This is a genomic window from Blastopirellula sp. SH421 (genome assembly GCF_057808535.1).
The window spans coordinates 2,401,228-2,414,512 of the sequence record NZ_CM173712.1 but is presented as its reverse complement, the minus strand read 5'-3'; the positions used below and the strand labels follow the sequence as shown (position 1 = coordinate 2,414,512).

The 13,285-nt window shown below is 57.4% G+C and carries 10 protein-coding genes; 6 read left to right on the top strand and 4 right to left on the bottom strand.

What is annotated here, in order from left to right:
- Positions 1-159 precede the first annotated feature (159 nt).
- Entirely contained in the window at positions 160-387 is a 228-nt protein-coding gene (locus SH421x_RS09965; RefSeq protein WP_488855339.1) for a hypothetical protein, read from the bottom strand.
- 49 nt (positions 388-436) lie between these two features.
- On the opposite strand from SH421x_RS09965, the gene SH421x_RS09960 reads away from it, so the two are divergent.
- On the top strand, positions 437-2,221 hold the full coding sequence (locus tag SH421x_RS09960; RefSeq protein ID WP_488855338.1) for a hypothetical protein: 1,785 nt from the start codon (positions 437-439) through the stop codon (positions 2,219-2,221).
- A 77-nt stretch (positions 2,222-2,298) separates the two neighbouring features.
- Here the strand turns inward: SH421x_RS09960 and aroF are convergent, their stop codons facing one another.
- Positions 2,299-3,312: a 3-deoxy-7-phosphoheptulonate synthase gene (aroF, locus tag SH421x_RS09955; RefSeq protein WP_488855336.1), complete on the bottom strand. Its 1,014-nt coding sequence runs from the start codon at positions 3,310-3,312 to the stop codon at positions 2,299-2,301.
- Between the two features lie 290 nt (positions 3,313-3,602).
- Entirely contained in the window at positions 3,603-4,439 is an 837-nt protein-coding gene (locus tag SH421x_RS09950) for a sensor histidine kinase (RefSeq protein ID WP_488855335.1), read from the bottom strand.
- Positions 4,440-4,650: 211 nt separating this feature from the next.
- Between SH421x_RS09950 and SH421x_RS09945 the strand changes: the two genes are divergently transcribed.
- Positions 4,651-4,914: a hypothetical protein gene (locus SH421x_RS09945; protein WP_488855333.1), complete on the top strand. Its 264-nt coding sequence runs from the start codon at positions 4,651-4,653 to the stop codon at positions 4,912-4,914.
- Between the two features lie 468 nt (positions 4,915-5,382).
- Here the strand turns inward: SH421x_RS09945 and nadD are convergent, their stop codons facing one another.
- Positions 5,383-6,018, bottom strand: coding sequence for a nicotinate-nucleotide adenylyltransferase (gene nadD, locus SH421x_RS09940; RefSeq protein ID WP_488855332.1), 636 nt, complete (start codon positions 6,016-6,018; stop codon positions 5,383-5,385).
- Positions 6,019-6,056: 38 nt separating this feature from the next.
- Between nadD and priA the strand changes: the two genes are divergently transcribed.
- From priA to recG, 4 genes are all read left to right on the top strand, one after another.
- Positions 6,057-8,414 (top strand): replication restart helicase PriA, encoded by a 2,358-nt coding sequence (gene priA, locus SH421x_RS09935; protein ID WP_488855331.1) that lies wholly within the window; start codon positions 6,057-6,059, stop codon positions 8,412-8,414.
- A gap of 111 nt (positions 8,415-8,525) precedes the next feature.
- The gene (locus SH421x_RS09930) at positions 8,526-10,436 is read left to right on the top strand and encodes a sensor histidine kinase (protein WP_488855330.1); all 1,911 of its coding nucleotides are present in this window, start codon (positions 8,526-8,528) and stop codon (positions 10,434-10,436) included.
- Between the two features lie 63 nt (positions 10,437-10,499).
- Entirely contained in the window at positions 10,500-10,958 is a 459-nt protein-coding gene (gene rnhA, locus SH421x_RS09925) for a ribonuclease HI (protein WP_488855328.1), read from the top strand.
- Between the two features lie 174 nt (positions 10,959-11,132).
- Positions 11,133-13,226, top strand: coding sequence for an ATP-dependent DNA helicase RecG (gene recG, locus SH421x_RS09920; protein ID WP_488855327.1), 2,094 nt, complete (start codon positions 11,133-11,135; stop codon positions 13,224-13,226).
- The last annotated feature ends 59 nt before the right edge of the window (positions 13,227-13,285 follow it).

The following is a 13,285-nucleotide window of genomic DNA, read 5'->3' as shown; positions in this document are numbered from 1 at the left end:
GCCCTGCCCAAAGTGCGGCAGCATGGTGCAGATTCTCGGTCCAGCAACAACGTCCGAATCTGCCGCGGCCGACGCCGAAAACGCGAAGACGGTCCAGTTGCCTTCTGCCCCAGCCCCGTCGAAACCGGCTCCATCAAAACCGGCTCAAGCAAAATCGGTTCAATCGTCGAAAAGCAGCACCCCCAAAAATAGTCCTTCAACCGCTGCTTCGGCCAAGTCTCGATCATCCTCAAGCAGCTCAACTCCGCAGTCAGCGACTCCGCGTCCAGCAGCCGCCGCCGCTGCATCGGTTGCCGAAAGCTCCGAAGAGATATTCGCCCACGCGGCCGAGATGCTCTCCAGCGATGCGCCGCCGGCAAGCCCAACGCCAATCGCCGCAACGCCCACCGAACCGCCTGGCGAAAACTCACCGGCCAGTGTATCTGCACCTACAGATATGCCGACTACTCTCCCCGCTGCGGCAAAGTTCGCCAACTATCGCCTAATTGCCCTCGTCACAGGCGGAGTGGTGATCGGTGGCCTCTTAATGGCGCTCGTCGTGCGAGCGATTTTGATTGACGACACGCCGGTCGCTCAGGTCGAACCTCCCGAGGCGAGAGCCCCGATCCAGCCAACGCCTGAACCGCTGGTCGAAGTGCCGGCAACCGATCCGACTACGCCTAACGATAAAAAACCGGCAGACCAATTGCCGGAAGACCAATTGCCGGAAGACGGAGTCGCCGCAAAGCCCCCGGCAGAAATTCCAACCCCCAACCCAGAAGCGCCGGCCAACCCCAAAGCGTCTGCCGATACAGATCCAGCGGCGATGCCGGCAGCAACCGCGGTCGACAACAAGCCGCGCGAAATGCCGCTCGACGAAACGAAGCCGCGCGAGAACCCGTTTCTATTTGACGATCCAGTTCGCGTAAAACCAGCGGCCCAAGATGTCGCCGCAGCCGAGGCGCCTGAGACGACCGACGAACAGCGGATGAAGTTCGCCAACGACCCGCTGACCGGTGTGCTGGGTGAAGCGTTTCCGCTGTTTGACGAATCGATGTTCGATCTGCCTGAATCGCAATCGATCGCAGCCGAGGCCGATCCGGCGATGCAGGTTCCCGACCCTGCAGCTCCCTTATCTCCCGAGCCGTTGGTCGAGAAACCGGCGCCGCGCCAGGTCGACATTGCAGCTCGCTTAAATGACCCGTTCATCAAAATCAATTTTCCGGGGATTCCTCTTCTCGATCATCTCCGTAATTTGACTCGCTGGAGCACGATCCCGATTTCGGTTGATCCGTTGGCTTTACAATCGGCCGATATTCAGGGTGACAAGCAGATCAGGGTCAGGCACGAAAGCTCCAACACCGAATATTTGCTTCGCAGCGCCGTCGAACCGCTACGGATGTCGGTCGACGTCGTCGGCGATCACATTCGGATCGTGCCGCTCAAATCGGCCGGCGATAAGCCGCCGACGATTCGCTTTCAAGTCGATGACCTGGCCAGCGATGACCAAGCGCTGGCCGAGCTTGCCTACACGCTGACGCACCTGGTCGAACCGACCTCCTGGCAAGGCGCTGGCGGTACAAACACCTGTCGTACCGGCAAGCGCGAGTTGCAACTTGCGGCCGACTCCAAAACAGTCTTTCAGGCGTTGGTCATGGTTGAAAAGTTGCGTGTCGCGCGGGGTAAATCGCCACGCAGCAGCTACCAGGCCGACCTCTTCAAACTAGAACCGCGCAGCGACCAAGCCGCGGCGATGCTCGACAAAAAAGTGCAGCTCAGTTTTGTCGAGCCGGCCGAGTTGACCGAAATTGTCGAACAGCTAGAAGACTCAACCGGATCGGTCATCTTGATCGATTGGGATTCGCTACTACCGGAAGGCTGGAATCCTGATACCAAAGGGACGATGCTCGCGATCGACGTCACCCTTCGCGAGGCGCTGCAGACGCTGCTAAAACCGTTGGAGATGGACTTTCGCGCGATCGATCAGCGGACGTTGCAGATCGCGATGAAATCTGATATCGCGCAGCATGGCTTCGTCGAGCTCTATCCTATTAGCGATCTTGCGGACGGCCCCACCCAAGCCGCCGCGCTGATCAATCGCTTGAAAACCGAACTCGCGATCGCCGACGATCCCGAGTTCGCACTCCTCTACGACAAGCCCAGCAAACACCTCCTGGTCCGTTTGCCGCAGCCAAAACAGTTAGAGTTGGCTGCAGCACTCACCAAATTACGAACGCCGTAGGATCCGCGATGCGGACCATTCGCCCTGTTCGATAACTTGCACGTTTTCTGGTGCTTCCTTGGTCTGCAGAGCGGACCCTACATGATGATCCCCAGCGCGTCGGCCACTTTGCGACATTTGGTCATCGTTTTGGCGAACTGCTGGAGCGTCAATGATTGGTATCCGTCGCTCATCGCTTCGTCGGGTTTCGGATGAACTTCGATGATCAATCCGTCGGCCCCGACGGCGACGCTCGCGGCGCACATATCTTCGACCAGGTAAGCGTGTCCTGTGCCATGGCTTGGATCGATCACCACCGGCAAGTGGGTCTTTTGGTGCAGGTACGGCACCGTCGCCAGCGGCAGAGTGAAGCGTGTGTGCGCCTCGAAGGTGCGAATGCCGCGTTCGCACAGCATGACGTTCTGGTTTCCTTCGTTCAGGATGTATTCGGCGGCCAGCAGCAGTTCGTCAATCGTCGCGGCGGGTCCACGTTTTAGCAGCACCGCGCGATCAACGCGGCCGCACGCTTCTAGCAAGCGATAGTTCTGCATGTTTCGAGCGCCGATTTGCAGCACGTCGGCGTATTTCGCGACCAGCTCGACATCCTCCGGCGACATCACTTCGGTCACAATCGCCAGGCCCGTTTCTTCCCGAGCGGCGGCCAAAAGTTTCAGCCCTTCTTCTTTCATCCCTTGGAAGGCGTACGGGCTGGTCCGCGGCTTGAATGCTCCGCCGCGCAGCGCCGTCGCTCCGGCCGCTTTGACGGCTCGCGCGGTTGTGATCAGTTGTTCTTCACTTTCGACCGAGCAAGGTCCAGCGATCACTCCCAACGAACCGGCGCCGACTTTCAAATCGCGAACAACCACTTGGGTTGATTCAGGCTTCACCTCTCGACTGGCAACTTTGTAAGGCGCCAAAATCGGCATCACCGCAGCTACGCCGGGGCCGCTTTCCAGCGACTCTTTCATCTCTTCACGCTTGTCGCCGATCGCCGCGATCACCGTTCGCTCTTGGCCGACGATCACGTGCGCTTTCAATCCTAAATTTTCGACTCGCTTTACCATGTTTTCGATATCCGCTTGTTCAGCTCCGCGCTGCATTACCACGATCATTGCCTGGGTGCTCCGATTAAAAAACGCTGTCGGTAAACGAAAAAGGCCCTGAACTTCTTTTGAAGTTCAGGGCCTGAAAGTGACTCGTATTGGCGATTGTGCTTCTACGTAGCTGCTCCAGGCCCACCGGTAAAGTAGGTAAAGAACTGCCAAAAGTAGCTGGTTTGCACGATCATGTTGGTCATTATGACTGGCCGAGCAGCGAACGCAAGACGTTCAGCGCGGCGTTGGAACATTCTTCACCAATCGTAGCGGAAACATCCAAACCAATTCCCGCTCGCTGGTTTTACCTAACGCGTTGCGGCCGACGGAGTCACGCTGACCGCAGGCTTAATGACCGTCGGCGGCACGATCAGGTTCGCCGCGGGAAGCCGTATCGTAAATGCCGTGCCGACGCCGACGGTGCTTTGCACGCGGATCTTTCCTTCGTGCGACTCGATGATGTCACGGCAAGTCGCAAGGCCCAGTCCTGTCCCTCCTTTGCCGCTTTCGTCCGGTCCGCTTTTGGTCGAGAAGAAAGGATCGAAAATCTTTGGCAACTGCTCGGCCGGGATGCCGGTTCCGCTATCGCGCACCATCAAGCTGACCACGCCTGCTTCGGCGTCATGCGACAACCGAACGACCAAGCGGCCCCCTTTGGGCATCGCCTGACGCGCATTGATCAGCAGATTGAGCAGCACTTGTTGGATCTGATTGCCGATCGCGAGCGCCGGCGGCGTCTCTTCGAGCTGCACATCCAGCTCAACGCGATACTTTTGCATCTCGCGTTCCAGCAGCATGATCGCGTCTTTGACCAACGGTGCTAGATCGGTCGGTTCGCGACGGTCGCTGCGGTTTTTGGCCAAACCAAGTACGCCGGTCGTAATCTTTGCGGCGCGCTCGCCGGCGGCCATGATTTTTTGAAAGCAACGATTGCGGGTCGCTTCGTCCTGATGGCGAAGCCCCATCTGGGCGTAGTTGATGACCGAGGTCAGAACGTTGTTAAATTCGTGCGTAGTAGAGCTCATCAATTCACCCAAAGCGGTGAACTTTTGTGCTTCGGCCAGCCGCCGTTTGAGCGTTTCGACTTGCTCTTCGAGTGATGGCTGGTTGGGAGATTCTGTGACCGCCGACGGCTTCGTTGACACGCGCGTCCTGCCTTTCCTTCTAGAAACTTCCCACCCTGCTGGACTTCTCAAAACTGCCGAAGCTGCCCTGTCGGCGTCGCTTAAAGTCATGGGAAATGGAGTTTTACCGCATACCAACGGTATCGTCGTTTTCCTCTTCGCGACTCAAACTGATCCCGCTACAATCCGTGCCTCCGATACAGATACCCCAATGTCGCAAAGGATTCTGCGCATGCATACGCTCGACCTGCTGGAACAAGCCGTTACCGCCGCTGAGCAACTCGGGTATCAAGTTCGCCGCGAATGGCTGGACGGCAGCGGCGGCGGATGCTGCGAAGTCGCTGGCAAAAAATGGATCTTCGTCGATCTCTCGCTCGACTCTCACGAACAACTGATGCAAGTCTTGGACGCGGTCACCCACGATGAAGCGCTCGCTACCATTCCGCTGCCGGCGTCACTGCAATCATTGACCAGCCGCACGAGACGAGCCGCCTAGTTTTTCGGCCAGACTTAGGCGCCGCGGCGCGCCTGAAAGCCTGGTTAGAAGCCGGGCTAAAAGATTGTCACTTGCCTGCCTGGCCGACTTTTCACTATAAATATGTACAGGCATAATTTGGCGTTTTCAAGCGGGTGGGGCAGGGTACGTCTGCACGCACCTTAGTCTGTTCAATCTACATTCCACCCAATAGCAGCTTTCTACTGCTTGGATTGCCCGCAGCGATGTCCAGCCGGAAGTCCCTCAAGCAGTCCATTCCAGCGATGGCCTTCAGCTACCGCCGGGATGGTAAATGGGAAGTCTATTAACAGGACAGCACTGCCATTCAAGCCAGACACCGGCAACCAGATAGCGGGGAAAATCCTTCGAGCTTCGTCCTTACTTTTCGTCTGTCCTGTCGCTCAGAAAAAAAACGGCGCCGAGTCCACTCGCATCCGCCGCCACTTACCCCCCGACAGGAGCCGCGTTTTAAGAATCGCTGCAGGTCGGCAGACTGGTAAACCCAAACAACCGCTTGGTTTGGATATACAGCTCGACCGAGCGGGGAAGTTGATAGCGGATCGTTTCGCCGGCGGCGCAGCGGCGACGGATTTCGGTACTGCTGAGCCCGATGCCTGGTACGTCAACCAGATTTCCGGCGAAAGAGGCCAAGCGCTCGGCACTACAATAAGGCGCCAAGACGTTCCAATCGGGCTCCGGCGCCCCAGGACGTCGCATCACTGCTGGCGCCGCTAGTTGGCAAATTTTTTCCGGACTACGCCACGTCGAAAAATCTGCCAGCGAGTCGCTGCCAATCAATAGGTACAACTCTGCTTGCGGCGCCAGCTTGCCGATTTCGATCAGCGTGTCGACGGTATAGCTGACGCCTCCACGTTGTAGCTCCAGCGGACAGACGCTGAACGCTGGGTTGCCGGCGATCGCCAACTGCAGCATCGCGACCCGATCAGCGTCGGCAGCCAATTTTTGAGCGAGCTTGTGGGGGGGAGTCGCCGCCGGCACAAACCAAACTTCGTCCAGCGAAAGCTGCTCGCGTGCATATTCGGCCAGTAACAAATGCCCCAGATGAACCGGCGAAAACGATCCTCCAAAGATTCCCAGTCGCATTGAACTCTTTCGCTTTTCCAAGATCGCCGCTGGGGGCCGTGCCGAAGTCGTTACAATTCAATGTAACTCCCGATTTCGTCGCCGACCATCCAAGCGCAGATCCGCACCCACTATCGCTCGTGAAGCAACAAGACTTATTCAACACCGCGCCGGCGCCTTGGGAAGTCGACGATCTGGTCTCGCATGTCGTCGCCAAGATCGTCTTCTCGACCGGGCCGCAGCAACCGTTCGACTATCTAGTGCCGGAGAAGCTGGTTCCCAGCGCTGTCGCCGGCCGTCGGATGCGCGTGCCGTTTGGTCGTGGTGATCGTCTCGTGCAAGGCTACTGCGTTGAAGTGGGCGCCAAACAAGTCCCACCCAACAAGCTGAAGTCGATCCATGATGTGGTGGACGACATCACGCTGCTGAGCCGCAGCATGTTAGGGCTAACCCGCTGGATGGCCGACTACTATCTTTGCCCCTGGGGGCAAGTACTAGAGGCCGTCGTCCCCGCCGCGGTCCGCGGCAATGCCGGCACGCGCGAAGTGACGCTTCTCTCAGTAACGCGTGAAACAGCAATGCAATTGGCGACGCTGAAGCTGCCTGCCAAGCAGCAGACAGCGCTAGCTATTCTGGCGGCGACCGGCAAATCGCTCACTCCGCCTGAGCTGGCGCAAGCCGCAGGCTGCACGCTAGCGCCGATCATGGCGCTGCGGAAGAAGAAGCTGGTCCATGCCGAAGTCCGCCGCGTCAGCTTCGCCCACTTTGACGATACGCCGGCCGCCGCCGAACCAGCCAAAGAACTGAACCCCGATCAATCCGCCGCTTTAAAAACGATTTTGCAGGCCGTGGACGAAGAACGTCATCAATCGGTATTGCTGCACGGCGTGACCGGCAGCGGCAAGACCGAAGTTTATTTGCAAGCGATTGATCGCGTTGTCGCCGCCGGCAAGCAGGCAATCGTGCTGGTGCCGGAGATCAGTTTGACGCCGCAAACCAAGCAGCGGTTTCGGGCTCGCTTTGGCCAGATCGCGCTGCTGCATAGCCACATGAACGACGTCGAGCGGCACTGGCAATGGAAGCGAATCGCCAGCGGACATATTCCGGTGGTGGTCGGCGCACGCAGCGCGATTTTTGCTCCGACTCCCCGGCTGGGCATGATCATTTTGGACGAAGAGCACGACTCGTCGTTCAAACAAGATACATCCCCCCGCTACCATGCCCGCGATGTCGCCGCTTGGCGAGCAGAAAGTGAAAACGCGCCGCTCATCTTAGGTTCGGCCACACCGTCGCTCGAAAGTTGGCGCCAGACGCAAACCGGCGCGATCACGCTGGTCTCGATGCCCAGGCGCGTCAACAACTATCCGCTGCCCGATGTGAAGACGGTCGATCTGCGGATCGATCGCAAAAGCCAAGGCAAAGGCGCGATCAGTCGCCCGTTGTATCAAGCGATGCGGCGCACGATTGAAGAAGAGGGCCAGATGATTTTGCTGCTGAATCGGCGCGGCTATGCAACCCATATTCAGTGTCCGGCGTGCGGCGAAAAAGTGGTCTGCCCAGAGTGTGAAATTGCGCTGACGCATCACTTGGCCGACAACATGGCGATCTGCCATTACTGCGATTATCGCCAGATGGCCCCCAAAAGCTGTCCCGCGTGCGGTTTCACCGGCATTCACTTTTTTGGCTATGGAACGCAGAAGCTAGAAGCGGAGGTAAAAGCTCGGTTTCCAGGTGTCGAGTGTCTGAGAATGGACAGCGACACGATGAAAAAGCCAGGTTCTCACGAAGCGGCGCTCGAGCGTTTCCGCTGCGGGGAGGCCAAGATTTTGGTCGGCACGCAGATGATCGCCAAGGGGCTCGACTTTCCCAACGTTACGCTGGTCGGCGTGATCAATGCCGATACGGCGTTGCACTTTCCGGATGTACGCGCCGGCGAACGCACCTTTCAGCTGATCACTCAGGTCGCAGGGCGAACTGGACGCGGTTACAAGGGTGGTCAGGTATTGGTGCAAACGCTCAGCCCTGATCACCCAGCGATTGAAGCGGCGGCGCGGCATGATTATTCGCTGTTTGCCGGGCGCGAGCTCCCTTTTCGGGAGAAATTCTGCTTTAGCCCCTACGCCAAAATGGTTCGCTTGGTCGCGCGAGCCGAGACCGCGGCGGCGCCGGAAGCGTTTCTGGATGAGTTCGCCAAACAAATTCTGAAAACTGCTGCCGAGCTATCGCTCCAACTCCATTTGCAAGGCCCAGCCGCCGCGCCAATCGAGAAACTGCGAGGCCAATATCGCTTCCATCTGCTGCTCAAAGCGATCGATGGCGAGAACTTGCGCAAAGCGGTGCGTTTGGTCGCCGCCAAGACAAGATCGCCGGACGAAGTGATCTGGACCATCGATGTCGACCCGGTCGATATGATGTAAACAAAGCTACTTCAGCACCTTTGGGGGTACGAATCTGTCTGGTTCCAAGCGGCGTAACCCTCTAGAATGCTTAGGAGTCCCTTCGATTTACCGTATCCTATTCGGCAGAGCATGTCCTACCGCTCGCTAAAACGCGTTCTCGGCGAAACCAATCTAGAGCGAAAGTGCCGCTTTCTGTTCGGGACGTGCTTGCTGCTGCTCATCATGGGAAGTTTCACCTGGTACGGCCAATCGACCGAACAGCTAGTGCATGAGAAGAACGAAGCGACCGGACGCTTGCTGGTCGATGCGGTCCTTCTGAAAATTCACTGGCAAAGCAACGAGAAGACGTCGCAGCCCGGCTACGACGCCTACGTCGCCGAGACCGGCTTAGATCTTGAGTACATCAACTACGACTGGGAAATCCTGGTCCGCGATCCCGAAGCACGCGCATTGGCGCGCACCCTGAACAAAGAAGAGCGGATCTCACTGCCAGCCAACGAAGAAGAATATCAAACCCTGGCCGAACTCCAGTACGAGCAAGAGACACGCGACAAAGAGATCCTGCAACGCTTCTTGGCGACCCCAGAGCTGGAGACCAAAGTGGTCGACGAAGAGTGGGTCAAGTTCAAGCCGCAAACCGATGACAAAAATCTAATCGAGTATTCTCCGGTCTCGCGATCTTCGTACAACGACAGCAGCAAGACCTACGTTTACTACCAACCAATCTACTGGAAATATTCGTGCACGCTCTGTCACAACAACGACGTCGCGGCGGCGTTTCCGGCCGGGCAACCGGCGACCGATGACCGGCTGCCGTTTACCGTGGTCAAGATCACCAAGCCAGACGATGTGACGCAGTTAGCGCTCAACAAAAACTTCGCCTTTCTCGTGGCGACCGGCATTATCACGGTGGCGCTGTCGATGGCGGCGCTCTACCTGATCGTCAAATATGTGATCGTCAAACCGCTCAATCACCTGCGTGAAGTCAGCGAACAGGTGACCAACGGCAATACGTCGGTTCGCGCTGACATCCGCACCAACGACGAGTTTGAAGATCTCGCGTCTTCGTTCAACAAAATGTTGCGGCACTTGATCGATGCGCAAAATCAATTGCACATGGCGAACTCGGACCTGGACAACAAAGTTGATGAATTGGCTCGGGTCAACGTGCAGTTGTACGAAATGAACCGCGTCAAAAGTGACTTTTTGGCGAACATGAGTCACGAGTTGCGGACGCCGCTCAACAGCATCCTCGGATTCTCGGACGTGCTCAGCGACATCGCGAGCCTCAACGACAAGCAAAAGCGGTACGTACAGAACATCCAAAAATCAGGGCGACTATTGCTCGACATGATCAACGACATTCTGGATCTGGCGAAGATCGAGAGCGGCCGTATGGAAGTTCGCCCCAGCGAGTTCTCAGTCGCCGCGGTCGTGCGGGCCAACTGCGACATGGTCCGTTCGCTGATCGAAGAAAAAAACCTCGACCTTGAATGCGAAGTGCAGGACGGGGGCGAGCCGATGTTCCAGGATCAAACCAAGCTGCAACAGATTTTGACCAATTTGCTGTCAAATGCGATCAAGTTTACGCCGGAAGGGGGCCGCATCCTGGTTCGCGTCTCACGCGATGCAGAGATGATGAAACTGGCGGTTGAGGATACCGGTGTTGGCATCGCCGAAGAAGATCGCGAAATCATTTTCGAGAAATTCCGCCAAGGCGCCGTCTCGCCGCGCAACGATTCGCTGACGCGTGAGTTCTCCGGCACTGGGCTGGGACTCTCGATTGTGATGGAAATCTGCAAGCTGCTGGATGGATCAGTCGAGATGGAAAGTCAACTCGGCTCTGGCAGCACCTTTACGATTCGCATTCCGTGGATCGCCGACGAAGGACCTGACCTTTCGCAATCGACATTTCGCAGTAAGCTTAACGATCTGAGTAAATCAAGCGGCGAACTCCCGCGGTTGAGCGGACCAATCTCGCCCAACGGCAGTTCGTCCGCCGATTCCGCCGCCGCTCCTTCTCAGCGAAGCATGTCGTAGCCGATCGCTCTCGCTGCGATTGTCGCCGTTCGTTTGTTCACCCCTCCGCCTAGCGATTGTCCCATGCCGTTCGAACCTGAAGTCTCTCTGTTTACTGACGGCGCCTGTAGCGGCAATCCCGGTCCCGGCGGCTGGGCGTTTATCTTGCGTCATCACGGCACCGGCAAAGAGCTAGAAGGCTCTGGCGGCGAAGAAGTCTCGACCAACAACCGAATGGAACTGCAAGCGGTGATCGAAGGACTCGGCACGCTCAATCGTCCGTGTCGCGTCGAACTATTTACCGACAGCGTCTACGTTGGCAAAGGGATGTCCGAGTGGATGCCCAAATGGAAGCAAAACGGCTGGCGACGCAAAGAAGGCAAAGCCTGGAAGCCAGTCAAAAACGAAGAACTGTGGCGCAGGCTTGATGAATTGCTGCTGAAACATCAGGTCAAATATACCCGCGTCGCCGGCCATAGCGGCCATCCCGAAAACGAACGCTGCGATGAGCTGGCGGTCGAAGCCTGCCAGAAGTTTAAGTAAGCATTTTCAGGCATGGCCCGCAGCGCCCGTTTTGATGTTGCGCTCGTTGGTAATTCATGAAGTGTGGAAACGTCCACGCTAGATGGTTTGAAATTGCGCAACTTCAAAGCGGGCCAAGAAATTGGAGATCAAATAGGCGTCGCATCGCCTGAATCTCTCGCTAAAATAGCGTGCATGTCGTCGCCCAGCGCTAATCCATCGCTTGAACGTCTTCGCACTCCCGTGCAGTTTCTGAAGGGAGTCGGACCGCAGCGCGCTGAGAAGTTGGCGAAGCTTAACGTGTTTACGGCGCTTGATCTCCTGTTTTTCTTTCCGCGTGACTATCAGGATGTACGTGATGTCGTCCCGATCTCGCAGCTAATCGAGGACGAACTGGCCAGCGTCATCGGCGTGATCGAAGAGATCACGCTGCGAAACACCGGCACCGGGCGATCGGTGCTGGGAGTCTTGATCCGCAGTGACGACCAATACCTGCGAGCGATATGGTTCAACCAACCATTTTTGCGGCGGCGTTTTAGCGAAGGTCGCCGAGTGTTGCTCTCTGGCAAGGCGACCCTGAATGGGCTCCGCTGGGAGATGAGCCATCCGATCGCCGAAGTGCTCGAAGACGATCAGGAGGAGATCGGCGGCAAACTGTTGCCGGTCTACTCGTTGACCGAAGGAATTCGCCAAGGCGCGATGCGCCGCCTAGTCCATCATGCGGTCGAAGACTATCGGAAAGAGATTGAAGAAGTCTTGCCACAAACATTTTTGGATGAGCATGGCCTGATGCCGGTGCATGAAGCGATCCGCCAGATCCATGCACCAGACGATCACGAGACCCGCGCCGCGGCGCAGCGCCGCTTCATTTATCAAGAACTACTGGTCCTGCAACTGGCGCTGGCGGTCCGGCGTTATCAGTTGACTTCCAGCCGGCACTCGATGTCGATCCCCGTCGATGGCCGGATTGACGAGCGGATTCGTCGCCTGATCCCGTTTGAGCTGACCGAAGCCCAAAATCAGGCTATCGCCGAAGTCACCAAAGACTTGGCGCTGGACGTGCCGATGAATCGGCTGCTGCAAGGCGATGTCGGCTCTGGCAAAACAATCGTGGCGCTCTACGCGATGTTGGCCGCGGTCGCAGCCGGCGCCCAAGCGGCGCTGATGGCGCCGACCGAAGTTTTGGCGCGGCAACATGTCCGCACGCTCGGCAATCTCTTGGCCAAAGCCAAAGTCAAAGTAGGTCTGCTGACCGGTACGCTGACCGAGAAACAGCGCCGCGAGCTACTGGCGCAAGTCGCCGCTGGCGAAGTCCAACTGTTGGTCGGCACCCAGGCGATGATCGCCAGCGAGATCGAATTCCAAAAATTAGGCCTAGTGGTCATTGACGAGCAGCACAAGTTTGGCGTCAAGCAACGCGGACTGCTGCGCGGCGCCGGTCTCGATCCCCATTACCTGGTGATGACGGCGACGCCGATTCCGCGGACGATCGCGATGTCGCTGTTTGGCGATCTGGATGTCTCGTCAATCCGCGAAGCTCCCCCGGGCCGACAGCCGGTTCACACTTATATCGGAACCGAAGAAGAACGAGAAAAGTGGTGGGAGTTCTTTCGCAAGAAATTGCGTGAAGGACGACAAGGCTACGTTGTTGCGCCGCTGGTCGATGAGTCTTCCGCCGCCGACAGCGCCAGTGCCGAACAACTTCTCGAGACGTTATCCAATGGTGAGCTCGAAGAGTTTCGACTGGGTCTGCTGCATGGGCGGATGAGCGCTGAAGAAAAAGAAGAAACGATGCGCAAGTTTCGTGACGGTCAGATTCAAGCGCTCGTCTCGACATCAGTTATTGAAGTCGGAGTTGACGTTCCCAATGCCATCGTCATGACGATCGAAGGAGGGGAGCGGTTTGGACTGGCTCAGTTGCATCAGCTGCGTGGCCGCATCAGTCGCGGCAGTCACGCTGGCTTCCTCTGCATTTTCGCTGACCCCAAGACCGAACAATCCAAAGAGCGACTCGAGGCGCTGGCTAAATCCAACGATGGCTTTGAATTGGCCGAGCTTGATTTTCGTCTTCGCGGGCCCGGAGACTTGTTTGGTTTCAAACAGCATGGGATGCCTCCGCTGCGGATCGCCGATCTGCAACGAGACGGTGAGCTACTAGGAAAGGCTCGCGCCGACGCGCGTTCGATCATCGCCTCGGATCCGGCGCTGGCCGACGCGAAGTGGGAGAAACTGCGGCGAATGGTCTTCATTCGTTACGGAAAATCGTTAGAAATCGGCGATTTGGCGTAAAACTCCCCACCCCAATTTTGCTCTCCATCGATTTTCAAGGTAGGTTTCCCCAAGTAGCC

What these genes read in the sequence shown, in the direction of transcription:
- rnhA (WP_488855328.1), top strand. Translation starts at nt 10,500, where the DNA reads ATGCCGTTCGAACCTGAAGTCTCTCTGTTTACTGACGGCGCCTGTAGC.
- SH421x_RS09930 (WP_488855330.1), top strand. Translation starts at nt 8,526, where the DNA reads ATGTCCTACCGCTCGCTAAAACGCGTTCTCGGCGAAACCAATCTAGAG.
- nadD (WP_488855332.1), bottom strand. Translation starts at nt 6,018, where the DNA reads ATGCGACTGGGAATCTTTGGAGGATCGTTTTCGCCGGTTCATCTGGGG.
- recG (WP_488855327.1), top strand. Translation starts at nt 11,133, where the DNA reads ATGTCGTCGCCCAGCGCTAATCCATCGCTTGAACGTCTTCGCACTCCC.
- aroF (WP_488855336.1), bottom strand. Translation starts at nt 3,312, where the DNA reads ATGATCGTGGTAATGCAGCGCGGAGCTGAACAAGCGGATATCGAAAAC.
- SH421x_RS09960 (WP_488855338.1), top strand. Translation starts at nt 437, where the DNA reads ATGCCGACTACTCTCCCCGCTGCGGCAAAGTTCGCCAACTATCGCCTA.
- SH421x_RS09945 (WP_488855333.1), top strand. Translation starts at nt 4,651, where the DNA reads ATGCATACGCTCGACCTGCTGGAACAAGCCGTTACCGCCGCTGAGCAA.